The sequence below is a fragment of the Streptomyces sp. NBC_00354 genome (assembly GCF_036106915.1).
Classification (GTDB): Bacteria; Actinomycetota; Actinomycetes; order Streptomycetales; family Streptomycetaceae; genus Streptomyces.
The window spans coordinates 5,683,807-5,706,824 of sequence record NZ_CP107983.1 but is presented as its reverse complement, the minus strand read 5'-3'; the positions used below and the strand labels follow the sequence as shown (position 1 = coordinate 5,706,824).

Annotated in this window: 22 protein-coding genes; 13 read left to right on the top strand and 9 right to left on the bottom strand. The window is 73.6% G+C overall.

Annotated elements, in window-relative coordinates; all coding sequences use genetic code 11:
• Nucleotides 1-81 precede the first annotated feature (81 nt).
• The gene (locus OHT74_RS26105) at nucleotides 82-342 is read left to right on the top strand and encodes a hypothetical protein (RefSeq protein WP_328621557.1); all 261 of its coding nucleotides are present in this window, start codon (nucleotides 82-84) and stop codon (nucleotides 340-342) included.
• Between the two features lie 28 nt (nucleotides 343-370).
• Nucleotides 371-955 (top strand): hypothetical protein, encoded by a 585-nt coding sequence (locus OHT74_RS26100; RefSeq protein WP_328621556.1) that lies wholly within the window; start codon nucleotides 371-373, stop codon nucleotides 953-955.
• Here the strand turns inward: OHT74_RS26100 and OHT74_RS26095 are convergent.
• The 3 genes from OHT74_RS26095 to OHT74_RS26085 all read right to left on the bottom strand — a co-directional run bounded on the left by OHT74_RS26095 (nucleotide 952) and on the right by OHT74_RS26085 (nucleotide 4,764).
• Entirely contained in the window at nucleotides 952-3,042 is a 2,091-nt protein-coding gene (locus OHT74_RS26095) for a molybdopterin oxidoreductase family protein (protein WP_328621555.1), read from the bottom strand. The genes OHT74_RS26100 and OHT74_RS26095 overlap by 4 nt on opposite strands.
• A 196-nt stretch (nucleotides 3,043-3,238) precedes the next feature.
• Complete coding sequence (locus OHT74_RS26090; protein WP_443047554.1) at nucleotides 3,239-4,009, bottom strand: glucose 1-dehydrogenase; 771 nt, start codon at nucleotides 4,007-4,009, stop codon at nucleotides 3,239-3,241.
• A 71-nt stretch (nucleotides 4,010-4,080) separates the two neighbouring features.
• Nucleotides 4,081-4,764 (bottom strand): SanA/YdcF family protein, encoded by a 684-nt coding sequence (locus OHT74_RS26085; RefSeq protein ID WP_328621553.1) that lies wholly within the window; start codon nucleotides 4,762-4,764, stop codon nucleotides 4,081-4,083.
• Nucleotides 4,765-5,055: 291 nt separating this feature from the next.
• On the opposite strand from OHT74_RS26085, the gene OHT74_RS26080 reads away from it, so the two are divergent.
• From OHT74_RS26080 to dnaG, 4 genes are all read left to right on the top strand, one after another.
• Nucleotides 5,056-5,841, top strand: coding sequence for a sirohydrochlorin chelatase (locus tag OHT74_RS26080; protein WP_266667252.1), 786 nt, complete (start codon nucleotides 5,056-5,058; stop codon nucleotides 5,839-5,841).
• A gap of 65 nt (nucleotides 5,842-5,906) precedes the next feature.
• Complete coding sequence (locus tag OHT74_RS26075; protein ID WP_266667250.1) at nucleotides 5,907-7,247, top strand: deoxyguanosinetriphosphate triphosphohydrolase; 1,341 nt, start codon at nucleotides 5,907-5,909, stop codon at nucleotides 7,245-7,247.
• A gap of 93 nt (nucleotides 7,248-7,340) precedes the next feature.
• Nucleotides 7,341-8,615: an NAD(P)/FAD-dependent oxidoreductase gene (locus OHT74_RS26070; protein WP_328621552.1), complete on the top strand. Its 1,275-nt coding sequence runs from the start codon at nucleotides 7,341-7,343 to the stop codon at nucleotides 8,613-8,615.
• Between the two features lie 34 nt (nucleotides 8,616-8,649).
• Nucleotides 8,650-10,566: a DNA primase gene (gene dnaG / locus OHT74_RS26065; protein WP_328621551.1), complete on the top strand. Its 1,917-nt coding sequence runs from the start codon at nucleotides 8,650-8,652 to the stop codon at nucleotides 10,564-10,566.
• A gap of 8 nt (nucleotides 10,567-10,574) precedes the next feature.
• On the opposite strand, the gene OHT74_RS26060 is transcribed toward dnaG, so the two are convergent.
• Both OHT74_RS26060 and cutA read right to left on the bottom strand, forming a co-directional pair.
• Complete coding sequence (locus OHT74_RS26060) at nucleotides 10,575-10,994, bottom strand: gamma-glutamylcyclotransferase family protein (RefSeq protein ID WP_328621550.1); 420 nt, start codon at nucleotides 10,992-10,994, stop codon at nucleotides 10,575-10,577.
• Nucleotides 10,991-11,314: a divalent-cation tolerance protein CutA gene (gene cutA, locus OHT74_RS26055; protein ID WP_266673061.1), complete on the bottom strand. Its 324-nt coding sequence runs from the start codon at nucleotides 11,312-11,314 to the stop codon at nucleotides 10,991-10,993. The genes OHT74_RS26060 and cutA overlap by 4 nt, the downstream gene beginning before the upstream one ends.
• 236 nt (nucleotides 11,315-11,550) lie before the next feature.
• Here cutA and OHT74_RS26050 point away from each other — a divergent pair, with 236 nt between their 5' ends.
• From OHT74_RS26050 to OHT74_RS26035, 4 genes are all read left to right on the top strand, one after another.
• Complete coding sequence (locus OHT74_RS26050; protein WP_328621549.1) at nucleotides 11,551-12,258, top strand: hypothetical protein; 708 nt, start codon at nucleotides 11,551-11,553, stop codon at nucleotides 12,256-12,258.
• The gene (locus tag OHT74_RS26045) at nucleotides 12,255-13,529 is read left to right on the top strand and encodes a HAMP domain-containing sensor histidine kinase (protein WP_328621548.1); all 1,275 of its coding nucleotides are present in this window, start codon (nucleotides 12,255-12,257) and stop codon (nucleotides 13,527-13,529) included. The genes OHT74_RS26050 and OHT74_RS26045 overlap by 4 nt, the downstream gene beginning before the upstream one ends.
• Nucleotides 13,530-13,762: 233 nt before the next feature.
• The gene (locus OHT74_RS26040) at nucleotides 13,763-14,305 is read left to right on the top strand and encodes a hypothetical protein (protein WP_328621547.1); all 543 of its coding nucleotides are present in this window, start codon (nucleotides 13,763-13,765) and stop codon (nucleotides 14,303-14,305) included.
• Between the two features lie 139 nt (nucleotides 14,306-14,444).
• Nucleotides 14,445-15,065 (top strand): class F sortase, encoded by a 621-nt coding sequence (locus OHT74_RS26035; protein ID WP_266667238.1) that lies wholly within the window; start codon nucleotides 14,445-14,447, stop codon nucleotides 15,063-15,065.
• 33 nt (nucleotides 15,066-15,098) lie between these two features.
• On the opposite strand, the gene OHT74_RS26030 is transcribed toward OHT74_RS26035, so the two are convergent.
• Together OHT74_RS26030 and OHT74_RS26025 are read right to left on the bottom strand one after the other, a co-directional pair.
• Nucleotides 15,099-15,875, bottom strand: coding sequence for a sulfite exporter TauE/SafE family protein (locus OHT74_RS26030; RefSeq protein ID WP_266667236.1), 777 nt, complete (start codon nucleotides 15,873-15,875; stop codon nucleotides 15,099-15,101).
• Nucleotides 15,876-16,248: 373 nt separating this feature from the next.
• Nucleotides 16,249-17,571: a ferredoxin reductase family protein gene (locus OHT74_RS26025; protein ID WP_328621546.1), complete on the bottom strand. Its 1,323-nt coding sequence runs from the start codon at nucleotides 17,569-17,571 to the stop codon at nucleotides 16,249-16,251.
• Nucleotides 17,572-17,739: 168 nt separating this feature from the next.
• Between OHT74_RS26025 and OHT74_RS26020 the strand changes: the two genes are divergently transcribed.
• Genes OHT74_RS26020 through nirD form a run of 3 tightly spaced genes read left to right on the top strand, consistent with a single transcriptional unit; the run spans nucleotide 17,740 to nucleotide 21,946 of the window.
• Nucleotides 17,740-19,050 carry an NAD(P)/FAD-dependent oxidoreductase gene (locus tag OHT74_RS26020; RefSeq protein WP_328621545.1) on the top strand — a complete coding sequence of 437 codons (1,311 nt, stop codon included), beginning with the start codon at nucleotides 17,740-17,742 and terminating at the stop codon, nucleotides 19,048-19,050.
• A 2-nt stretch (nucleotides 19,051-19,052) separates the two neighbouring features.
• A complete protein-coding gene (gene nirB / locus OHT74_RS26015; protein WP_328621544.1) occupies nucleotides 19,053-21,605 on the top strand; it encodes a nitrite reductase large subunit NirB in 2,553 nt (850 codons plus the stop codon).
• A complete protein-coding gene (gene nirD / locus OHT74_RS26010) occupies nucleotides 21,602-21,946 on the top strand; it encodes a nitrite reductase small subunit NirD (RefSeq protein WP_328621543.1) in 345 nt (114 codons plus the stop codon). Before nirB ends, nirD begins: the two co-directional genes overlap by 4 nt.
• Before the next feature lie 40 nt (nucleotides 21,947-21,986).
• Here nirD and OHT74_RS26005 read toward each other — a convergent pair whose 3' ends face one another.
• Complete coding sequence (locus OHT74_RS26005; RefSeq protein WP_266629432.1) at nucleotides 21,987-22,391, bottom strand: VOC family protein; 405 nt, start codon at nucleotides 22,389-22,391, stop codon at nucleotides 21,987-21,989.
• A 129-nt stretch (nucleotides 22,392-22,520) separates the two neighbouring features.
• Nucleotides 22,521-22,985 (bottom strand): group III truncated hemoglobin, encoded by a 465-nt coding sequence (locus tag OHT74_RS26000; RefSeq protein WP_266994356.1) that lies wholly within the window; start codon nucleotides 22,983-22,985, stop codon nucleotides 22,521-22,523.
• Nucleotides 22,986-23,018 lie beyond the last annotated feature (33 nt).

Sequence of the window (23,018 nt, the reverse complement as noted above, 5' to 3'; positions counted from 1 at the left end):
AGGGGCGTGCGAGCACTTTCTGAGTCCGGTGCGTGACCGGATGGTTACCCCCCGCCGGGAATCCCGATGCGGACCGGACGCATGTCCGAGAAGATCGATACCCCGCACGGTGCCCACCTGTCGTGGAACGCGCGGCGGGTCCTGGCCGGGGGCGCGCACGAGCGGTTCGTGACCCAGCGGTGGCGCGGCACGGCGGCGGGGGCGACGGCGGCGTGCGACGCGCTGGCCGCTGCGCTCGGCTCGGCCGGGTACGAAATCCACTCGGAGGAGCGGGAGTTCGTGCTGTACGACAGCAACCTGTCGGTGGACGACGGCTGGATCGTGGAGGGGGCAGCCGCATGAGCGGCGGGGCCATGGGAACGGGAGCGCGATGAGTACGCGGCTCAGCGCGCGGATGCTGGACGGCATTGCAACGGCGGCCGACGGGCGTGCCGGGGTCTCGGCGTCGGTGCGGTCTGCGAGGACATCTGGACGTACGACCGGGTGCCGGGGCGGCGGATGGTGCCTGCCCTGGTCCGTGCCGGGGCTGCCGGCCGGGCAGGTACAGCCGGACTTCGTGTTCAACGAGCACCTCCCGGCGGAGCCGGTGCCGGTCGAACTCGACTGCGGGGCCCTCGTACCGGCTGCGTCGCCCGCGCTCTCGCCGGCCTGGAAGCTGCTGTGGATCCTCAGTGACGGGCATCCACAGGGCAAGGACCTCTACGACGCGGTCCTGCCGGCCGAGTGGTGCCCGCTGCCTTACGGGCTGCTCCAGGACGTGTTCCGGCTGGCGGGCGAATGGCCGATGCCCAACCGGGAGGTGGAGCTGCAGGACTTCGCGAACCTGGCCGAGGCCGCGTACCCCGGCACGGAGTGGGAGCACTTCGAGACCGAGTACCCCCACCCGGCATCGGCCGGCGAGGCGGCCTTCGTGGAGCGGCTGGTCGAGGCGCTGCGCCGCCCGGCATTCGGCTAGGTGCCCTCCTGCGCCGGCTCGACGCGGACCGCGCAGACCTTGAATTCCGGCATGCGGGAGATGGGGTCCAGGGCCGAGTTGGTCAGGGAGTTGGCGCGGCCCTCGCCCGGCCAGTGGAACGGCATGAAGACCGTGTCCGCGCGGATGGTGTCCGTGATGCGGGCCGGGGCCACGGCGCGGCCGCGGCGGGAGACGACCGCGAGCGGGGCGCCGTCGACCACGCCGATACGGGACGCCAGGCGCGGGTGGAGTTCCACGAAGGCCCCGGGGGCGGCCGCATTGAGCTCGTCCACGCGGCGGGTCTGGGCACCCGACTGGTACTGGGCGACCACGCGGCCGGTGGTGAGCAGGACGGGGTACTCGGCGTCCGGGATCTCGGCCGCGTCGCGGTGGGAGACGGGGACGAAGCGGGCCCGGCCGTCGTCGGTGGCGAACCGGTCGAGGAACAGGCGCGGGGTGCCGGCGTGGGAGTCGTCCGGGCAGGGCCAGAAGACGCCCTGTTCGGCCTCGATGCGGGCGTAGGAGATGCCCGAGTAGTCCGCGGGGCCGCCGGCCGAGGCGCGGCGGAGCTCCTCGAAGACCTCCTCGGGGGCGGTGGGGAAGCCTTTCTCGATACCGAGGCGGGATGCCAGCCCGTGCAGGACCTCCAGGTCGGTGCGCACCCCCGGCGGCGGGGTCAGGGCGCGGCGGCGCAGCAGGACGCGGCCCTCCAGGTTGGTGGTGGTGCCGGTCTCCTCCGCCCACTGGGTGACGGGGAGGACCACGTCGGCGAGGGCCGCCGTCTCGGAGAGGACCACGTCCGCCACCGCCAGGAAGTCCAGGGAGCGGATGCGGTCCTCGATGTGGGCGGCGCGGGGGGCCGAGACCACCGGGTTGGAGCCCATGAGGAGGAGGGCCTTCACCTCTGTGCCGAGGGCGTCGAGGAGTTCGTACGCACTGCGGCCGGGGGCGGGCAGGCTGTCGGGGTCGACGCCCCAGACCTCGGCTACGTGCGCCCGCGCCGCGGGGTCGGTGAGCTTGCGGTAGCCGGGGAGCTGGTCGGCCTTCTGGCCGTGCTCGCGGCCACCCTGGCCGTTGCCCTGGCCGGTGAGGCAGCCGTACCCGGAGAGCGGGCGGCCGGCGCGGCCGGTGGCCAGGCACAGGTTGATCCACGCGCCGACGGTGTCGGTGCCCTTGGACTGCTGCTCGGGCCCGCGGGCGGTCAGGACCATCGCGGAGGACGGTGCGCAGAACAGCGAGACCGCCTCGCGGAGTTTCGGAACGGGCACACCGGTGATCCGCTCCACCAGCTCCGGCCAGTGCGCCATCGCCGCGGCCCGGGCCTCCTCCCAGCCGGTGGTCCGCTCGGCGATGAACTCCTCGTCGGTGCGGCCTTCGGAGACGACCAGGTGCAGCAGGCCCAGCGCGAGGGCCAGGTCCGTCCCGGGGCGGGGGGCGAGGTGCAGGTCGGCCTGCTCGGCGGTCCGGGTCCGGCGCGGGTCGATGACGATCAGCGTGCCGCCGTTCGCCTTGAGCTCGGTGAGGTAGCGCAGGGCGGGCGGCATGGTCTCGGCGAGGTTCGAGCCGACGAGGATGACGCAGCCGGTCCGCGGGATGTCCTCCAGGGGGAAGGGGAGTCCGCGGTCCAGTCCGAAGGCGCGCTGGTGGGCTGCTGCGGCCGAGGACATGCAGAAGCGGCCGTTGTAGTCGATCTGCGAGGTCCGCAGGGCGACCCGGGCGAACTTGCCGAGCGCGTAGGCCTTCTCGTTGGTCAGCCCGCCGCCGCCGAACACGCCGACGGCGTCGGGCCCGTGCGTACGGCCCGTGCGCGCGAGGCCCTCGGCGACGGTGTCGAGGGCCTCCTCCCAGGTGGCCGGCTCCAGCCGTCCGGCGTGGGTGCGGACGAGCGGCCCGGTCAGGCGCACCCGGGAGGAGAGCACGGCGGGGGCGGTACGCCCCTTGCCGCACAGCGCACCCCGGTTCACGGGGAAATCCGCCCGCTCCTCCACCACGACGCTCGCGCCGCCCGGCTCGGGGCGGAGGTTCATCCCGCACTGCAGCGCGCAGTACGGGCAGTGCGTGGCGGTGGCGGAGTCCGGGGTGTGCATACGGCCCAGCCTGCGGCGGCGGTGTTACGCGGGCCGCCGCCTCCGGTTACACCTCCCGTACGGGCACCTCAGCGTGCCCGCGGACGCCCGGTGAGGCCCGCCGGACAGCCGTGAGGGCCGCCGTCGCCCGGTCGACGCCCACCGCTGCCTGCCGCTGCCTCCCGGCGGAGCCGGCCGCGTCCGGTCGGGGCCGCTGCTACTGGCCGGTGAGGGTCCGGACGGTCAGGCCGGCGGTCCAGCCGCCGTCCACCGCGAGTTCGGCGCCGGTCATGTACGCGGCGGCGTCGGACAGGAGGAAGGCGACCGCCGCGGCTATCTCCTCCGGGGCGCCCACGCGGCCCATCGGGGCGCCGGGGAAGTTGCCCTCGCCCGGCTGGATGCCGACCGGGGCGGTCATCGGGGTCAGCGTCATCCCCGGGTGCACCGAGTTGACCCGGATCCTCGCCTCGGCGAGCTCGACCGCGCCGATCTTCGACAGGCCGCGCACGCCCCACTTGGAGGCCCCGTACCCCGCGGTGAGCGCCAGACCGGTGAGCCCGGCCGCGGACGAGATGTTGACGACGGAGCCGCCGCCGTTCGCCCGCAGCAGCGGTATCGCGGTCTTGATGCCGATGAAGGTGCCGACCAGGTTGATCTCGACGACCCGGCGGAAGTGTTCGACGCTCTCGTGCTCCAGGAGCTGCCCGGTGGGTATGCCGGCGTTGTTCACGAGCCCGTCGATCCGGCCGAACTCGGCCACCGCGTGGTCGAGGGCGGCCTGCCAGTCGGCCTCGCTCGTGACGTCGTGCTGCAGGAACCGCGCCGCGCCGCCCAGCTTCTCGGCCGTCTCCGCGCCCTCCGCCTCCAGCACGTCGGTGATCAGCACACTGCCGCCGCCGTCCACGACGGCCTGCGCTGCCGCCGCGCCCAGCCCCCGGGCTCCCCCGGTGATGACGACGGCCTTGCCGCTCAGATCCACAACAGCCACGGTTCCACACCCCTGACAGCGAGACGGACCCACTCGTGTATGACTAATCGGCATAGACAGCCGACGGCGCGTCAGTTTGCCAGAGCACCCAGGGCCCGCGACACCCCCGGTTCCTTCGGCCCCATGAACCGCGGTTCCGGCTTGAAGGCCGCGTCCAGCACTGCCTTGCCGGCCGCGAAGACCTCGCGCGTGCCGCCGTAGTACCAGGTCGAGTCGTGCTCGTCGTCCACCCCGACCCCGTACGCCTCCACGCCCGCCGCATCGCACAGCGCGACGGCCCGGCGTATGTGGAAGCCCTGGCTGATCAGCACGGCCCGCTTCACCCCGAAGATCTCCTTGGCCCGGACACAGGAGTCCCACGTGTCGAAGCCGGCGTAGTCGCTGACGATCCGGTCGCCCGGCACCCCGTGGGCGGTCAGGTACGTCCGCATCGCGTCGGGCTCGTCGTACTCGGTGCGGCTGTTGTCCCCGGTGACGAGCACGACCTTGGCCTTGCCGGTCCGGTACAGCTCGGCCGCCGCATCGAGCCGTCTGGCCAGATACGGGGTCGGCCGCCCGTTCCACAGCCCCGCCCCGAACACCACCGCCACCTCGGTGGCCGGCGCATCGGCCGTGCTCCGCAGCCGGTCCGCGGCCACCGCATGCGTCCATGCCGACGGCAGCAGCGCCAGCACGAACGCGGCCACCACCGCCTGGACGGCCCGCCGCCGCCCCGCCACCGCCCCCGTCCAGCCCGGCATCAGCTTCAGCTTCATGGTCGATCCCCCCGTTGCGCCACACGTCGTTCGCACACATTGACGATCTACGCCCGGCCCCCAGTTCCCCCTCCCCCGCCTTTCACTCGGACGAATGAGCGGGTGAGCACACGGAAAACACCCGTCACCCCCGCGCAATGCCCACGCAACCTCCGGCCCGCAGGATCGGTTCATGACGGAGCTGGTGCACCCTCCCGAGTCCCTGTCCTTCCCCTTTCCCCCCGCCACGGCCACGGAGCTGCTGACCCGGATCACCACCCAACTCGGCATGCAGCTCAGCGGACTGCGCCCATGGCACACCGCGGGGGGCCGGTCCGACGGAGTCCGCCCATGCAGCCCACCCTCGTCGCCGTCGCCCACGGCAGCCGCGACCCCCGCGCCCTCCCCACCGTCCTGGCCCTCCTCGACCGGATCCGCGAGCTCCGGCCCCGCCTCGACGTCCGGCTCGGACACGTCGAACTGAACCGGCCGCTGCTCGGCGAGACCCTCGCGGACACCACCGGCGCGGCCGTGCTCGTCCCGCTGCTCCTCGGCCGCGGCCACCACGTCAAGCGGGACCTCCCTGCGGCGGCCGCCCGCGCCGCCCACCTCGACACCCGCGTCGCCGCCCCGCTCGGCCCGCATCCCTTGCTGGTCGAGGCCCTGTACGAGCGCCTCATCGAGGCCGGCTGGGCCCCCGGCGCGAGTACGGCCGTCGTACTCGCCGCCGCCGGCTCCCGCGACCCCGAGTCGGCGGCCGACACCCGCCGCACCGCCGCCCTGCTCTCCGAACGCCTGGGCGGCGCGGCCGTCGTACCGGCCTACGCCTCCGCCGCGGCCCCCACCGTCCCCGACGCCGTCCGCGCCCTCGCCGCCCGCGGCCACCACCGGATCGCCGTGGCCTCGTACTTCACCGCCCCCGGCCGCTTCGCCGCGCAGAGCGCCGCCGCCGCGCCCGGCCCGGCGGCCGCCCCGCTGGGCGACCACCCGGCCCTGGCCCGCCTCGTACTCCAGCGCTACGACGAGGCGCTGGCCCGGCAGCAGAGCCCCCTGGCCGCCCCGGCCGCCCTGACCCCCCTGAAACTGGCCACCGCATAAAGACCGCGTTGGCGCGGATTGCTCAGATTGGTCGCATTGTCGGTGCTTCCGGTTACCGTCTGAGCATGGAAGGCATGGAAGGCACCGCCAGCGCACCCGTCCGTCACCTCGACCCGAACGGCCCTTACGACGCTTCCGACACCGAGCGCTGGGCCGCCGAGCCCGACAAACGGCCCGGCCGGACCGCCTTCCAGCGCGACCGGGCCCGTGTACTGCACTCCGCCGCGCTGCGCCGCCTCGCCGGGAAGACCCAGGTGGTCACCCCCGGCAGCCGCTCGTACGACTGGGACGCCAGCCCGCGCACCCGGCTGACGCACTCCCTGGAGTGCGCCCAGGTCGGCCGCGAGCTCGGCGCGGCCCTCGGCTGCGATCCCGACCTCGTCGAGGCCGCCTGCCTCTCGCACGACATGGGCCACCCGCCCTTCGGGCACAACGGCGAGGAGGCGCTGAACGAGTTCGCCAAGGACTGCGGCGGCTTCGAGGGCAACGCCCAGTCGCTGCGCCTGCTGACCCGCCTGGAGCCGAAGCGGTTCGTGCCGGACCCGACCACCGGCGAGCTCGTCAGCGTCGGGCTCAACCTCACGCGGGCCTGCCTGGACGCCGCCACCAAGTACCCGTGGGCCCGCGGCGGCCACCCCACCGACCCCGACTCGGTCAAGTTCGGCGCGTACGACGACGACCTGCCGGTCTTCGAGTGGCTGCGGCGCGGCGCGCCCGCGGACCGCAAGTGCTTCGAGGCCCAGGTGATGGACTGGTCTGACGACGTGGCCTACTCCGTCCATGACTTCGAGGACGGCCTGCACGCCGGACACCTCGACCCCAACCTCCTCTTCGCCGAACCCGAGCGCACCGCCATCTGGCGGGTCGCGATCGGCCGTTACGTGCCGGCCGACACCGAGCCGGAGGAGCTGCGCGAGGCTCTCGACCGGCTGATGGAGCAGGAGTGGTGGCCGCACGGGTACGACGGATCGGCCGTCGCCCAGGCCCGTCTCAAGGACGCCACCAGCCAGCTGATCGGCCGGTTCTGCCTGGCCGCCGAGGGCGCCACCCGCGAGGCGTACGGGTCCGGCCGGCTGACCCGGTACGCGGCCGAGCTGGTCGTCCCGCGCGAGGCGCGCAACGAGTGCGCGGTCCTCAAGGCCGTCGCCGATCTGTACGTGATGCAGCGCGACGAGCAGGAGCGGCTGCGCGCCGACCAGCGCATCGTCCTGGCCGAACTCGCCGAGGCGCTCAGCGCCCGCGCACCCGAGGGACTGGACCCGCAGTTCCGGGCGATCTTCGACACCGCGCCCGACGACAGAGCCCGCAAACGCGCGGTCATCGACCAGATCGCGGCGCTCACGGACGCCTCTGCGCGCTCCCTGCACGCCCGGCTCACGCGGCGCACGCGCCGGTCCGAAGGGTGAGCCGATCGGGCCACTCCCCCTTCACGCGGCAGGCTCAGTGCGGGACGCTCGCATGTGGTCGCATGTGGCGGAAAGGTTATGAGGAGGCATCAGGTGGTCGACGCACACCGGACATTCGTCATCGTCGGCGCAGGGCTTGCCGGAGCTAAGGCGGCCGAGACGCTGAGGTCCGAGGGGTTCACCGGGCGGGTGATCCTGATCGGCGACGAGCGCGACCATCCCTACGAACGGCCCCCGCTGTCCAAGGGGTACCTCCAGGGCAAGGAGGAGCGCGACAGCGTCTTCGTCCACGAGCCGTCCTGGTACGCCCGGGCCGATGTCGAGCTGCACCTCGGCCAGCCCGCGGTCCACCTGGACCGGGAGGCCAGGAAGGTGGTCCTCGGCGACGGCACGGCGCTGCACTACGACAAGCTGCTGCTGGCCACCGGGGCCGAGCCGCGCCGCCTCGACATCCCCGGAACGGGCCTGGCCGGGGTGCACCACCTGCGCCGGCTCGCCCACGCCGAGCGGCTGAAGGGCGTACTGGCCACCCTCGGCCGGGACAACGGGCATCTGCTGATCGCCGGGGCCGGCTGGATCGGTCTGGAGGTCGCCGCCGCGGCCCGCGGATACGGGGCCGAGGTCACCGTGGTCGAGTCGCTGGCCACCCCGCTGCACGCGGTGCTCGGCCCGGAGATCGGCCGGCTCTTCGGGGACCTGCACGCCGAGCACGGGGTCCGCTTCCACTTCGGTTCGCGGCTCACCGAGATCATCGGGCACGACGGCATGGTGCTCGCGGCCCGGACCGACGACGGGGAGGAGCACCCGGCGCACGCCGTGCTGGCGGCGATCGGGGCGGCGCCGCGGACCGCGCTCGCCGAGACCTCCGGGCTGGCCCTGGTCGACCGGCAGCACGGCGGAGGCATCGCCGTGGACGCCTCGCTGCGGACCAACGACCCGAACGTGTTCGCCGTCGGGGACGTGGCCGCCGCGCACCACCCGCTGCTCGGGACCCGGCTGCGGGTCGAGCACTGGGCGAACGCGCTCAACGGCGGCCCCGCCGCGGCGCGGGCGATGCTGGGGCAGGAGGTGTCGTACGACCGGGTGCCGTACTTCTTCTCCGACCAGTACGACGTGGGCCTCGAGTACTCCGGGTACGCCCCGGTGGGCGGCTACGACCAGGTGCTGATCCGCGGCGACGCGGCCAAGCGGGAGTTCATCGCGTTCTGGCTGTCGGACGGGCGGGTGCTGGCCGGAATGAACGTGAATGTGTGGGATGTCACGGAGCACATCCAGGCCCTGATCCGGTCGAAGGCACAGGTCAACCGCGAGGCGCTGGCGGACCCATCGATTCCGCTTGACTCCCTGCTGCCGGCCGAGGGGGCCTGACGGGTTTGCCGGCGCCCGGCCGTAGACTTCACGGGTGGCAGGACGGATCAACGACGACGACGTGAAGGCGGTACGGGACGCGGTCCCGATCGACGCCGTGGTCTCCGACTACCTCCAACTGCGCAACGCGGGCGGCGGCAACCTCAAGGGCCTCTGCCCCTTCCACGACGAGAAGTCCCCGTCCTTCCAGGTCAGCCCCAGCAAGGGTCTCTACCACTGCTTCGGCTGCCAGGCGGGCGGGGACACCCTCGACTTCATCATGAAGATCGACCACCTGTCGTTCTCGGAGGCGGTCGAGCGCCTCGCGGGGCAGGCCGGCATCACCCTGCGGTACGAGGAGGGCGGCTACACCGCCGGCACCAGCGGGCGCGGCGAGCGCATCCGGCTCGTCGAGGCGCACAAGGCGGCCGCCCAGTTCTACGTCGAGCAGCTGGGCAGCGCCGAGGCGGAGATCGGCCGCAGGTTCCTGGCGGAGCGCGGCTTCGACCAGGCCGCCGCCGAGCACTTCAGCGTCGGGTACAGCCCGGCCGGCTGGGACCACCTGACCCGCTTCCTGCGCGGCAAGGGCTTCAGCGACAAGGAGCTGATCACCTCCGGCCTGGCCCAGGACAGCCGCAGCGGCAAGCCCATCGACCGCTTCCGCGGCCGGCTGATGTGGCCGATCCGCGACATCAGCGGCGAGGTGGTCGGCTTCGGCGCCCGCAAGCTGCGCGACGACGACAACGGGCCGAAGTACCTGAACACGCCGGAGACGGCGATCTACAAGAAGTCCCAGGTGCTGTACGGCATCGACCTGGCGAAGAAGGAGATCGCGAAGACCTCGCGGGCCGTGGTGGTCGAGGGCTACACGGACGTGATGGCCTGCCACATGGCGGGCGTGACGACCGCGATCGCGACCTGTGGCACCGCCTTCGGCGGCGACCACATCAAGATCCTGCGCCGCCTGCTGATGGACAACGCGACGGCCGAGGTGATCTTCACCTTCGACGGCGACGCGGCCGGCCAGAAGGCCGCGCTGCGCGCCTTCGAGGACGACCAGAAGTTCGCCGCCGAAACCTCCATCACCATCGCCCCCGGTGGCATGGACCCGTGCGACCTGCGCCTGGCGCAGGGGGACGCGGCGGTGTCCGGGCTGGTGGAGGCGCGGACCCCGCTGTTCGAGTTCGCGCTGCGGCACATCGTGGCCCGGCACAACCTGGAGAACCCGGCGGGCCGGGCGGCCGCGCTGGACGAGGCGGCCCCGGTCGTCGCCAACATCAAGAACATCGCGATCCAGCACGAGTCGGCGGTCCAGCTCGCGGGGATGCTGGGCATCCGGGACGAGCAGTTCGTCGTCAAGCGGGTCGCACAGCTGGCGCGCTGGGCGCGGGACCGGGGCAACCAGCCCGGCGGGCAGCAGCAGGGCCGCGGCCGGTCCTCGCACGCGCCGTACGAGGCTGCGCCGGCGCCCTCCGGCCCGGCTGTGGGCGGACCGGCGCTGAACCTGCGCAGCCCGGCACACCGCACCGAGCGTGAGCTGCTCAAGCTGGCGCTGCAGCGGCCGGCCCTGGTCTCGCCGGCCTTCGACGCGTACGGGGTGGACGAGTTCACCGCCCCTCCGTACGGGGCGGTCCGCGAGGCCATCCAGGCCGCGGGCGGCGCCTCCCTGGGCACCGACGACTACCTGGCCCGGGTCCGCGACGCCGCGCCGAACGACACGGTCCGCGCGCTCGTCACCGAGCTGGCGGTCGAGGCCATCCACACCAAGACGGTGGACGAGGTGTACGCGGGGGTCCAGCTGGTCCAGGTCCGGCTGCGCGCTGTCGACCGCCGGGTCCACGAGATCCAGGGCACGATGTCGCGCCTGGGCTCCCAGGCCCCGCCGGAGCAACTGGCGGCGGTCCAGGAGGAGCTCTGGGTGCTCCAGCAGTACGGCCAGCGCCTGCGCAACCGCGGCGCCGAGGGCCTGTAGAGCTCTCCTCAGCTCCGTCTGAACCAGTCGCCGCCCGCTATCTCGGTGCCGGACTCGCGCAGCCGGCGGGCCAGCAGCGGGGCCGCCAGGTAGACCCAGGCGGGGGTCCGGGTGCCGTCCGGGCGGACCGCGTTCCGGCGGACCCGGTCGTAGACGTTCAGCGGCCGGTCGGGGCCGTGGTACTCCTCCAGCCGGTCCAGTTCGGCCAGCAGCCTCTCGTACGCGCCGGGCGCCGGGGTGACCAGCTCGCCGACGATCTCCGATCCCGGGTGCTGGACGGCGTACGGGTAGCCGGGACCGTCGTACAGGAGCGCATCCGGGAGCCGCGCGGGCTCCTCGGCGGCCGTGCGGCCCCGCAGAAACAGGGCGTGGTTGACCTCCCCGGGGCGCAGGGTCCCGTACACGAAGAAGGGGAGCTCGGCGGTCATCCGGCCGTCACCTCCTGCGCGACCCACGCCAGGTAGTCCGCGCTGCCCTGCACCACCGGGGTGGCGATGATCTCCGGCGTGTCGTACGGGTGCCCGGCGGTCAACCGGGCCTCCAGGGCCGGGTAGGCGGCCGTGGTGGTCTTGAACAGCACCTGCCACTCCCGGGAGGTCTCCAGCGCGTCCTTCCAGTGGTAGACGGAGGTCACCGGCCCGGAGATCTGCGCGCAGGCGGCCAGCCGCGACTCCACCGCGGCGCGGGCGAGCGCCCCGGCCGCCTCCGCCGAATCGACCGTCGTCAGGACGGTGAGCACCCCGAGCACCGGATGCACCGGATGCACCGGATCCAGTGGCGGCTGCGGCGGCGATGGCCGATCGGCTGATGTCACGGGAGCCCTCCCTCGGTCACGGCGAACAGCGTGCGGTCCGGGACTTTGGTCCCGAGTCTGCCTGCGCCCTTCCACCGTACGCACCGCTGTTACACAACCTCCCGGTGGCCGTGACCGTCGCCCTCTACCGTCGGTTTGTCCTCCCTCAGACCCCTTTGGCCCGGCCCCTCATGAAGCGACCCACCCGACAGCTCGCCGCCGTCCTCCTGTGCGCCTGTACCTGTGCACTCGCCGTCGGCGGCTGCGCCGCGCCCGGAGGGCTCGGCGCCGGTGAGCCCGCGCCGCCCGTGTCGGCCCAGCCGCAGCCCGAGTCGCTCTGGCCGCTGTGGACCGACCACACCCCTGCGGCGCCCGGTAAGCCGGTCGGCACCCGGGAGCCCCCGCCGCAGCCGCTGAAGAACGCGCCGGAGGTGGGGCCCGGCGGGCTGCCCGCGGTCGACGTGAAGGACGTCGTACAAGCCGACAAGCAGATGAAGCCGTTCGCCTCGAAGGGGTGGATCGACGCGCCCGGCAAGGTCGGGATCCGCCCGCCCCTGTACCGCGACCTCACGGGCGACGGGAAGCCGGAGCTGATCGTCGCCGCCGACGCGCAGACCGGGCGCACCGCGCTGACCGTGTACACCGCGGAAGGCACCCGGATCGTCCCCATCCTGTTCACCGTCGGCCGACGGATGGCCGCCGAGTCCATCGGCGGCGACCTGCTGCTGCGCACCGCCGCCGACGACGGCTCCGAGCAGGCCGTCCGCTACCACTGGGACGGCGAGCGGATGCGGGTCGTCAGCGACGAGCGGCGCTACAGCAAGTCCGAGGCGCACTGCGACAGCGGGCAGGTCCCCCGGCCGAAGCGCACCGACAGGTTCGGGGAGGTGTGTGAGTGAAGCCCGGCCTGATCCGCTGCCGCCACCTCCTGCGGGCCCTCGGCCTGCGCTGGAAGATCTCCGCCCTGCTCGCGGCCGGCTGCTCGCTCGTCGCGGTGACCATCGGCGTGCTGATCCACGAGGCGCGGGCCCGGCAGGTGGGCGAGGCCGCGCGGGAGAGCGCCGTCGCCCAGCTGATCCGCGTACGCCAGGTGTACGAGCTCACCGGGCGGCTGGACGACGACAAGGTCGGCGAGGCCGATGCGTGGATCGACTGCCCCGGCCTGCCGGAGCCGCTGCGCCGGGCGGCCCTCGCGGGGCAGCGCACCACCTACCTCGACCTGTCCGGGTCCGATCCGGCGGTGTGGGCCGCGCGCCCGGTCGGCGGCGACCACGTGCTGTCCGTACGCCGGTCGCTGGCCGGCGAGCAGGCCGAACTGGCCGATCTGGACAAGCAGCTGGCGGCTTCCGGGGCCGGTGTCGTGACGCTCGCGGCGATCGGCGGGGCGCTGCTGGCGAGCCGGCTGAGCAAGGACCTGCGGACGGCGGCCGAGACGGCCCGCCGGATCAGCGAGGGCGAGCTGGACGCGCGCATCGGGGCGTCGGGCGTGCCGGGAACCCGGAACGAGGTCGCCGAACTGTCCTCGGCGGTCGACACGATGGCGGCCAGTCTGCAGCAGCGGCTGGAGGCGGAGCAGCGGTTCACGGCCGATGTGGCGCACGAGCTGCGGACACCGCTGACGGGGCTGCACACCGCGGCCGAGCTGCTGCCGGCGGGGCGGCCGACGGAGCTGGTCCGGGACCGGGTCGCGGCGCTGCGGACGCTGACCGAGGACCTGCTGGAGGTCGCACGGCTGGACGCGCGCCGGGAGGAGGCGCAGCTGGCGGTGCACGCGCTGGGTCCGCTGGTCGCGACGATCACCCGGCGGGCGGGGGTGGCGGCGGAGGTGGTCGGGGCGGACTGCCCGGCCCCGGTCCGTACGGACGTCCGCCGCCTGGAGCGGATCCTGACGAACCTGCTGGTCAACGCCCGCCGCCACGGCGGTGACCCGGTCACGGTGATGGTCTGCGGGAACTCGGTGACCGTACGGGACTGCGGTCCGGGCTTCCCGGCGAAGCTGCTGCGGGAGGGGCCGCAGCGGTTCCTGACGGGTGCGGCCGAACGGGGTCAGGGGACGGGGCTGGGTCTGACCATCGCCTTCGGCCAGGCGCAGGTGATCGGCGCGCGGGTGACGCTGTCCAACCCGGCCCCGGCGGGCGCGGCGGCGACGGTGACGCTCCCTGCGGGCTGAGCCCCGGCCCGGGCCCGGCCCGAGCCCCGTACGACCCCCGTACGAGCCCCGTACGAGCCCCGGCCCGGGCCCGGCCTCACCCGGACGGGGTGGGTCACCTGAACGGCCGAAACCAGGGGCCGTGACCTGCGGCAAAGGTCGCCCGCCGGGCAGATCTGACGAAACATCAGCAGGCGGGCCGCGGCCCGGCCGGGTTTCCTCGGGAACACGACCCCGCGTCTCCAGGAGTCCCCATGCGCCGACGCACCGCCCACGTGCTCACCGCCACCGCGCTGACCGCCGCCGCGTTCACGGGCCCGGTCGCCGGCGCGGTGGCCGCCGCGGAACTCGGCACGGCGGCCTTCGCGCCCGGCGACTTCGCGAAGCTGGAGGTGTGGCCGAAATCCGCCGCCCCCGGGGCGAGCGTCACCGTGAACACCACCGCGTGCGGCTCGGGCAGCCATGCCGACGGCGATGCCACCACGGTCGGCGGCGGCCGCTTCAAGCTGGTGCCCGGCACCCACAAAGAGGTGGTCATCGGGCAGTTCCAGATCGCCCGCGGCACCCGCCCCGGCACCTACAACATCGGCGCGACCTGCGCCGACGGCAAGTTCGCCACCGGCGACCTGGTCGTCACCGAACGCGGCCCGCAGGGCCACGTCCGCACCGGGGTGGGTGGCGGGACGACCACCACCGTCGACCCCACCAAGATCACGGCGGGAGCGGCCGTGCTGGCCGCCGCCGCCGTCGGCGGTACCTGGCTCCTGCGTCGCCGGGCGAGCGGCACGCGGAGCTGACGGGCGCCCACCGCGGCTGCGGCCGCGGTCCGACCGGTACCGTCCCCCGTCGCCCGCCCCGCGAGGTCCCCCCGTTCGCGGGGCCGGGCGACGGCCTGCCACACGGAACACGGACCCGGAACACAGCCAGGGGGCACCCATGGGCAGAGGCCAGGCCGGCCGCGGCGGGCTCGTCGCGCTCACCGCCTGTGTCGGCATCTGGCTCGTCGGCAGCGGATCCGGCCAGTCCGTCGGGCCTCCGCTGCCCTCCCCCGCAGAGGCGCTGAGCGGCCGGGCGAGCTACCCCGGCAGCATCGCCCCGCTCCCCGGATCCCCGCCGACCCGGATCCGGATCCCGTCCATCCGGGTCGACGCCCCGCTGACCGGGCTGGGTCTGGGGCGTGACGGCAGCATCGAGGTGCCCCCGCCCGCGCGCCGCGACCTGGCGGGCTGGTACCGGGACGGCACCACCCCCGGCGCCGTCGGCACCGCCGTCGTCGTCGGGCACGTCGACCACGCCGCCGGCCCGGCGGTCTTCTACCACCTCGGCGCACTGCGCCGCGGAGCCGCGATCGAGGTGCCGCGCGCGGACGGACGTACCGCCGTGTTCACCGTGCACGCGGTCGAGGTCTACGAAGCCGACCACTTTCCGGACACCCGCGTGTACGGGCCCTCGCCGCGCGCCGAGCTCCGGGTGATCACCTGCGGCGGGGGCTTCTCGCCGCGTACCGGCTACCAGGGCAACGTGGTCGTCTTCGCCCACCTCACCGGCACGTACTAGCGGGGAGCGGCGAGCGGGGACCGGTCGGACCGGTCAGCCCCACTGCTCCAGACCGAGCTTGATCACCAGCGCGCCGACCACGGTCAGCAGCACGCCACGGACGAACCCGCTCCCCTTCTTCAGCGCCATCCGGGCCCCGATCATGCCGCCGGCCAGGTTGAACACCGCCATCAGCGCGGCCAGCTGCCACAGCACCATGCCCTGGTACGCGAACATCGCGAGCGCCCCGGCGTTCGTGCAGCAGTTGACGATCTTGGCGGTGGCGGAGGCGGTGACCAGGTCGAGGTGGAGCAGCGCGGTGAGGGCGAGCACCAGGAAGGTGCCGGTTCCGGGCCCGATGAGCCCGTCGTAGAAGCCGATGCCGAGGCCCGCGAGCCCGATGGCGAGCAGCACCCGCTGCCGGCTGACCGGCGCGGTCGACGGTGCGGTGCCGAAGCCCGGCTTGAAGATCACGATGCCCGCGACGACCACGAGCACCCCCATGATCAGCGGGCGGAGGGCGTCCTTGCTGATCCCGCCGGCCAGCGCGGCACCGCCCATGGATCCGGCGAGCGCGGCCAGGCCGATCCGGACGGCGATCTTCACGTCCACCGGGGCCTTGCGTACGTACGTCACCGCCGCGCCCGCGGTGCCGACGATGGCCACGGCCTTGTTGGTGCCGAGCACGGCGGCGGGGTGGGCGTTCGGCAGGCCGAGGAGCAGGGCGGGCAGGAGCAGCAGCCCGCCGCCGCCCACCACCGCGTCGATCCAGCCGGCCGCGGCGGCGGCCACGCACAGCACGATGATCATCGTCATAGATATGTCAGGCACGCCCACGACCCTATGAAGCCGATCGGTGCAGGACCCATCAATCCCCGGAAACTTGCGCAAAGGTTGAGCTTTCCCGGGCCGGCACCCGGTCCGGAGCCACCGGAGCCGCCGGGTCCACCGTCGCCGTCAGCACGGTCGCGGCCAGCACGCTGGCCAGCCCCAGCCCGGCGGCGAGCCGTCGCGGGGCGGTACGGAGGCCAGCGCGGCGGCGCCCGCCCGCAGCGCGGAGGGCCGGCGCGGCTTGCGGTGCCGGGCCTGCGCCCTGCGGGCCGACGGAACGGGAGCGGCGAATGCAGCGGCCCCGACCGGTACGGACAGGGGAACGTGCAGCGGGTGACGCATGGCGCGGCGGCCTCTCGGAAGCAGGTCGGGGTCAGAAGCTGAAGCACTCGGAATGGATGCGTCCGGCCGGTACCCCGGCCCGCAGCAGCGCGCTCTGCGTCGCCTCGGCCATCCCCGGCGGCCCGCAGAGGTACACGTCGTGCTCGGCCAGGTCCGGCACCAGCGCGAGCAGCGCCTGCGGGGCCAGTGGATCGTATGCAGCATCCGAGGACCCGAGCAGGTAGTGCAGCCCGGCCTGCCGCTCGGCGGCGATGGCCTCCAGCTCGGACCGCAGTACGAGGTGCTCCTCGGCCCCGGCCCGGTAGAGCAGGGTGATCTCCCCCGGCCCGCCGGGCAGCGTCTCGAACAGCGCCCGCATCGGGGTGATGCCGACTCCGCCCGCGATCAGCAGCACCTTGGGCCGGGTCCGCCGGGCGGCGGTGAGCGCCCCGAACGGCCCGGTGGCGATGACCCTGGTCCCGGGGCGCAGCCGGCGGATCCGGCGGGAGTGCCCGCCGAGCGCCTTGACGGTGATCCGCAGGGCGTGGCCTTGGACCGGCGCGGACAGCGAGAACGGCAGGGCGGTGTGCCACAGCCGCCTGTGCTGGGGGCACCTCCCAGCGGTAGCTGGGGGAGAACCGCCAGCGCAGGAACTGGCCCGGCTCCGCGCGCAGTTCCGCCAGTCGCTCCCCGTACACGACGACGGAGACGACCCCGGGCCCCTCGACCCGTACCTCGCCCACCCGCAGCGCATGCCGCAGGGCCTGCCGTACGGGGACCACTGCCCGGTACCAGAGCAGCAGGACGGCGACGGTGGCGTGGGCGAGGGCCCAGAACCAGCCCGCCAGGGCGAGATCGGGCCCGGCGAGCTGGTGGCCGAAGCCAGGGAGGCGGCGAGATAGACGAGAAGGTGCACTCCGCGCCAGGTTTCGTGGCTGACCCGGCGGCGTACGGCCCGGGCGGAGCTCACCCCGACGGCGGTCAGCAGGGCGGTCCCGGCGAAGGCGGCGGCCACCGCGGGGTAGCCGAACAGCTCCCGGACGGCGGAGACCACGTCGACGCCCTGGTGGGCGGCGTATCCGCACAGGGCGAAGAGCGCGTGCCCGAAGCAGAGCAGCAGCACGTGCCGGCCGCCCAGCGCGTGCCAGCGGGCGAGCCGGTCGGCGCCGACCCCGTGCTCGACGGCGGGCACCCGGGCCATCAGGCAGAGCAGCACCAGCACCCCGTACCCGGCGAGCAGGCCGGTCAGCTGGGCGGCGGTCGCGAACAGCGCGTCGAGCCGGGCGGAGGGACGCACCTGGGCGGCCCACAGCACCGCCACCACCCCCGCCCCGCCGAGCATCCCGCCCCTGACCCGCACCGCCGCATCTCGCATGCGGATCACGCTAAGGGCGGCCCGAGGGCCGCTGAGCTGCCCGAACCGATCCTTAAGCCGCCCTTGAGGGACGCCTCACCGACCCTTAACCAGGGCGCTGAGGTGCGCGTTCCGTCCGGGTAACAACGGCGATGCGGCGGGGAAACAGCGGCCGCGCACGCTCATGCCATGACATCGGAGCAGCAGCGTGTGGTGGTGATCGGCGGCGGCCTCGCGGGCCTGCGGCTCGCTGCGCGGCTGGGCGCGGGTACGGGTACGGGTACGGGTACGGGTGCCGGTACGGGTGCCGGTACGGATGTGACGGTCCTCGGCGAGGAGCCGCACGTCCCGTACAACCGGGTCCTGCTGGCGGACGTGCTGGCGGGCCGGTACGCACCGGAGGTGACCGCCCTCCCGGCCCCCGGGCCGGCGCTGCGGCGCGGTGTCCGGGCGGTCCGCATCGACCGCGCCGACCGGACGGTCCACTGCGACGACGGCAGCACGGAGCGGTACGACACGCTGGTCCTGGCCACGGGCTCCAACGCGGTCCTCCCGCCGCTGCGCGGACTGTTCGAACCCGAGGGGCGGGAACTGCCCGACGGGGTCCACGCGTTCCGCACCATGGACGACTGCCTGGCCCTGTCGGCCGCCGTGGCCGTACGGGACGGCGTGCGCGCGGTGGTGATCGGCGGCGGCCTCCTCGGCGTCTCCGCGGCCCGCGCCCTGGCCGAACGCGGCGCCCAGGTGGTCCTGGCCCAGCAGGGCGAACGGCTGATGGAACGCCAGCTGGACGCGGACGCCTCGGCGCTGCTGCACACGCACCTCACCGCCCTCGGCATCGAGATCCACACGGAATGCCGGGTCCGTGGCCTGACGACAGCGCAGGACACCGGCCGGCGGCAGGTCACCGGGGTCGAGTTCGCCGACGGGTACCGGCTCGATGCCGATGTCGTCGTGCTCGCCTGCGGCGTAAGGCCCCGGACCGGGCTCGCGCTCGCCGCCGGGCTCGAGGTGCGCACCGGGATCGTCGTGGACGACCGGCTGCGGACCGGCGACCCCCGTATCCACGCCATCGGCGACTGCGCCGAGCACGCCGGCCGGGTGTACGGCCTCGCGGGCCCCGCGCTGGAGCAGGCCGACGCCCTCGCCGCGCAGCTGACCGGCACCACCGGTACCACCACCGCCGCCGCCCCCCGATACACCGGAACCCGCGCCCTCACCCGCCTCACCCTCACCACCGCCGGAGGCACCGGAACCGGAACCGGCCCCCTCGATCTCGCCGCCTTCGGCGAGACCACCCCGCTCCCCGGCGACGACGTGGTCCGCCTCGCCGACGCCACCCGCCGGACCTACCGGAAGGTCGTCGTCCGCGGCGACCGCCTCGTCGGCGGCGTCCTCCTCGGCGAACTCTCCAGCGTGGGCGCCCTCGCCCGCAGCTGGGAGGACCAGGAGGACCTGACCGACCTGTTCCACCTGCTCACCGACGACGGAGGCTCCTGATCATGGCCGCAGCCACGCCCACGCCCACTCCCGCCATCGTGCTCATCGGCCACGGCATGGTCGGCCAGCGCTACCTCGAGGCACTCGCCGAGCGCGGGGCCACGGCCACGCACCGGATCACCGTGCTCTGCGAGGAGCCCCGGCCGGCCTACGACCGCGTTCACCTCACCTCGTACTTCTCCGGAAGCACCCCCGAGGACCTCTCCCTCACCCCCGCCGGCTTCATGGAGCAGCACGGGATCGAGCTGCACCTCGGCGACCCCGCCGAGTCCATAGACCGCGAGGCCCGTACCGTCACCTCCCGCTCCGGGCAGGTGTTCCCGTACGACGTGCTCGTCCTGGCGACCGGCAGCTACCCCTTCGTGCCGCCCGTCCCCGGCAAGGACGCCCCCGGCTGCTTCGTCTACCGCACCATCGAGGACCTGTTCGCGATCGAGGAGTACGCGAAGACCCGCACCAGCGGCGCCGTCGTCGGCGGCGGCCTCCTCGGGCTCGAGGCCGCCGGCGCCCTCCAGGGCCTCGGCCTCGCCACCCGCATCGTGGAGTTCGCCCCGCGCCTGATGCCCGTCCAGATCGACGACGGCGGCGGCGCCGCCCTGCTGCGCACCATCGAGTCGATGGGGCTGACGGTCCACACCGGCGTCGGCACCCAGGAGGTCGTCACCGGCGAGGACGGCCACGTCAGCGGAATGCGGCTCTCCGACGGCTCCACCGTCGACACCGACCTCGTCGTCTTCTCCGCCGGGGTCCGCCCCCGCGACCAGCTCGCCCGCGACGCGGGCCTGACCGTCGGCGAGCGCGGCGGCATCAGCGTCGACGCCCGCTGCCGCACCTCCGACCCGCGCGTCTACGCGATCGGCGAGTGCGCACTGGCCACCGACGGCCGCGTCTACGGACTGGTCGCCCCCGGCTACGAGATGGCCGAGACCGCCGCCGAGGACCTCCTGGGCCGCGACAAGGAGTTCACCGGAGCCGACCTCTCCACCAAGCTCAAGCTGCTCGGCGTGGACGTGGCCTCCTTCGGCGACGCCCACGGCGCCACCCAGGGCAGCCTCGACGTCGTCTACTCCGACTCCCGCTCCGGCGTCTACAAGAAGCTGGTCGTCTCCCCCGACGGGGTACTGCTCGGCGGGGTCCTGGTCGGCGACGCCGACTCGTACGGCCTGCTGCGACCGCTCACCGGCAGCGTCCCGCCCGTCAGTCCCGACCAGCTGGTCCTGCCCGCCGGCCTCGGCGCGCCCGTGGCGCTCGGCCCGTCGGCGCTCCCCGACTCCGCGGTGATCTGCTCCTGCCACAACGTCACCAAGAAGGCGATCACCGCCTGCGCCACGCTCCCCGAGGTCAAGCAGTGCACGAAGGCGGGCACCGGCTGCGGCAGCTGCCTCAAGGTGATCGGCCAGCTGCTGCCCGCGGCCGCCGACAAAGGGCTGTGCGACTGCTTCCCCTTCACCCGCGCCGAGCTCTACGAGATCGTCCGTACCCGTCGGCTGACCTCGTACGAGCAGCTCCTCGACGGCCACGGCCGGGAGGCGGCCCGCGGCGGCGACGGCTGCGAGGTCTGCAAGCCGACCGTCGGCTCGATCATCGCCTCGCTCGCCCCCACCCTCGGCGCGAGCGGTTACGTCCTCGACGGGGAGCAGGCCGCCCTCCAGGACACCAACGACCACTTCCTCGCGAACCTCCAGCGCAACGGCTCGTACTCGGTCGTCCCGCGCATCCCCGGTGGTGAGATCACCCCCGACAAGCTCATCGTGATCGGCGAGGTCGCCCGCGACTTCGGGCTCTACACGAAGATCACCGGCGGCCAGCGCATCGACCTCTTCGGCGCCAGCGTCGACCAGCTCCCGCGGATCTGGGCCCGGCTCGTCGAGGCCGGGTTCGAGTCCGGCCACGCGTACGGGAAGGCCCTGCGCACGGTGAAGTCCTGCGTCGGCCAGACCTGGTGCCGGTACGGGGTCCAGGACAGCGTGCGGATGGCCATCGACCTGGAGCTGCGCTACCGGGGCCTGCGCGCCCCGCACAAGCTCAAGTCGGCGGTGTCCGGCTGCGCGCGCGAGTGCGCGGAGGCGCAGAGCAAGGACTTCGGGGTGATCGCGACGGCGAACGGCTGGAACCTGTACGTCGGCGGGAACGGCGGGGCCACCCCGCGCCACGCGGACCTGCTGGCCCAGGACCTGTCCGACGCCGAACTGGTCCGGCTCATCGACCGGTTCCTGATGTTCTACATCCGCACGGCGGACCGGCTGGAGCGCACCTCGACCTGGCTGGACCGGCTGGAGGGCGGCCTGGACCACCTGCGGGACGTGGTCGTGCACGACTCGCTCGGGCTGTGCGCGGAGCTGGAGTCGCTGATGGCCGACCACGTGTCGCACTACCGCGACGAATGGGCCGAAACGCTCCAGGACCCGGAGCGGCTGCGCCGGTTCGTGTCCTTCGTCAACGCGCCGGGCGCCCCCGACCCGACCGTGAAGTTCGTTCCCGAACGCGACCAGGTCAAGCCCGACCTGACCATTCTCAACATCCGGCCCCTGGAGGCCGTGGGAGGCACCCGATGACCGTGGAACTGCATGTGACCGAAGGCTGGCTGACGGTGTGCGAGCTGTCCGACCTGACCCCCGGACGGGGGGTGGCGGTCCTGCTGCCCGACGGGAGCCAGGCTGCGGTGTTCATCGGCCGCTCGGGCGGTATGTACGCCATCGACAACCAGGACCCGTTCACCGGGGCGGCCGTGCTCTCGCGGGGGCTGGTCGGATGCATCGACGGCAAGCCGTTCGTGGCCTCGCCGCTGCTGAAGCAGCGCTTCGACCTCGCCACGGGGCGCTGTCTGGACGACGAGGAGGCGGCGGTCCGGACCTATCCGGTGCGGACCGCCGTGACCTCCGGCGCGGTGGCGTAGCAAGGGCGTGGGGCGGACTTGGCGGGTGCGTGGCGGGGCGTCAGCCCTGGACGGCCGCCGGGTCCATCCAGACGTACTCCCAGACGTGGCCCTCCAGGTCCTCGAAGGCGCGGCCGTACATGAAGCCGAGGTCCTGGGCCGGGCGGGGCTCGGTGCCGCCCGCCGCGAGGGCGGCGTCGACCACCTCGTCGACCTTCTCCCGGCTGTCCGCGCTCAGGGCGAGCATGACCTCGGTGCTCTTGGTGGCGTCCGCCACCTCCTTGGTGGCGAAGTCCTTGAACCGGGCCTCGGTCATCAGCATCGCGAAGATCGTGTCGCTGATGACGAGGCAGCCGGTCGACTCGTCGCTGAACTGGGGGTTGAAGGAGTAGCCGAGCTTGCCCCAGAACGCCTTGGCGGCATCGATGTCCTTGACCGGCAGGTTGACGAAGATCATGGTGGGCATCTCGGTCCCTCTTCTCTCGTGTGGTGTGCTTTCGAGAGATAGACCGGGGGCGCCGGGAAAACTCATCGCTCCCGCGAAAACTTTTCCGATGATCTCCGGGGGCGGCCAGCCGAGGCCCGTCACCGCAGGTCAGGCCGTGGAGCGGAGCTCCAGCGCGGCCAGCGGTACGAACCCGCAGGCGTCCTCCCTCCGGAGCAGCGCGGGATCCGGCCCGGCCAGCCGCCGGTGCAGGGCCAGCGCGATCCGCTCGCCGGTCGCCTTCGCCCGCTCCGCGGTCGGCCCCCGGTGCAGGCCGTCGACGGTGGCGTGCCACAGCTGCACCCAGCGCCCGAAGTCCTCGGCGGTCAGCGCCCGCGCCGCGTGCAGGGCGGCGTGCGGGGCGAAGGCGTCGCGCCGGTAGTCGGCCGTGCGGAACAGGGCCCGCTCCCAGAAGTCGGTGATCCGGGACAGGTGGACCTCGAGGTCCGTCCCGGCGATCTCGGTGAAGAACGGCCCGATGCGCCGGTCGGCGAAGGCGGCGGTGTAGAAGCGGCGCAGCACGACGGCGAGGTCGGCGCGGCCGGAGATGTCGTTGTCCGCGGCGAACTGGTTCATTGCTTCACCATCCTTGCCGAAGCGGCGTCCCTC

What these genes read in the sequence shown, in the direction of transcription:
- OHT74_RS26105 (WP_328621557.1), top strand. Translation starts at nt 82, where the DNA reads ATGTCCGAGAAGATCGATACCCCGCACGGTGCCCACCTGTCGTGGAAC.
- OHT74_RS26100 (WP_328621556.1), top strand. Translation starts at nt 371, where the DNA reads ATGAGTACGCGGCTCAGCGCGCGGATGCTGGACGGCATTGCAACGGCG.
- OHT74_RS26095 (WP_328621555.1), bottom strand. Translation starts at nt 3,042, where the DNA reads ATGCACACCCCGGACTCCGCCACCGCCACGCACTGCCCGTACTGCGCG.
- OHT74_RS26085 (WP_328621553.1), bottom strand. Translation starts at nt 4,764, where the DNA reads ATGAAGCTGAAGCTGATGCCGGGCTGGACGGGGGCGGTGGCGGGGCGG.
- OHT74_RS26080 (WP_266667252.1), top strand. Translation starts at nt 5,056, where the DNA reads ATGGCACACCGCGGGGGGCCGGTCCGACGGAGTCCGCCCATGCAGCCC.
- OHT74_RS26075 (WP_266667250.1), top strand. Translation starts at nt 5,907, where the DNA reads ATGGAAGGCATGGAAGGCACCGCCAGCGCACCCGTCCGTCACCTCGAC.
- OHT74_RS26060 (WP_328621550.1), bottom strand. Translation starts at nt 10,994, where the DNA reads ATGACCGCCGAGCTCCCCTTCTTCGTGTACGGGACCCTGCGCCCCGGG.
- OHT74_RS26050 (WP_328621549.1), top strand. Translation starts at nt 11,551, where the DNA reads ATGAAGCGACCCACCCGACAGCTCGCCGCCGTCCTCCTGTGCGCCTGT.
- OHT74_RS26040 (WP_328621547.1), top strand. Translation starts at nt 13,763, where the DNA reads ATGCGCCGACGCACCGCCCACGTGCTCACCGCCACCGCGCTGACCGCC.
- OHT74_RS26035 (WP_266667238.1), top strand. Translation starts at nt 14,445, where the DNA reads ATGGGCAGAGGCCAGGCCGGCCGCGGCGGGCTCGTCGCGCTCACCGCC.
- OHT74_RS26025 (WP_328621546.1), bottom strand. Translation starts at nt 17,571, where the DNA reads ATGCGAGATGCGGCGGTGCGGGTCAGGGGCGGGATGCTCGGCGGGGCG.
- OHT74_RS26020 (WP_328621545.1), top strand. Translation starts at nt 17,740, where the DNA reads ATGACATCGGAGCAGCAGCGTGTGGTGGTGATCGGCGGCGGCCTCGCG.
- nirB (WP_328621544.1), top strand. Translation starts at nt 19,053, where the DNA reads ATGGCCGCAGCCACGCCCACGCCCACTCCCGCCATCGTGCTCATCGGC.
- nirD (WP_328621543.1), top strand. Translation starts at nt 21,602, where the DNA reads ATGACCGTGGAACTGCATGTGACCGAAGGCTGGCTGACGGTGTGCGAG.
- OHT74_RS26005 (WP_266629432.1), bottom strand. Translation starts at nt 22,391, where the DNA reads ATGCCCACCATGATCTTCGTCAACCTGCCGGTCAAGGACATCGATGCC.
- OHT74_RS26000 (WP_266994356.1), bottom strand. Translation starts at nt 22,985, where the DNA reads ATGAACCAGTTCGCCGCGGACAACGACATCTCCGGCCGCGCCGACCTC.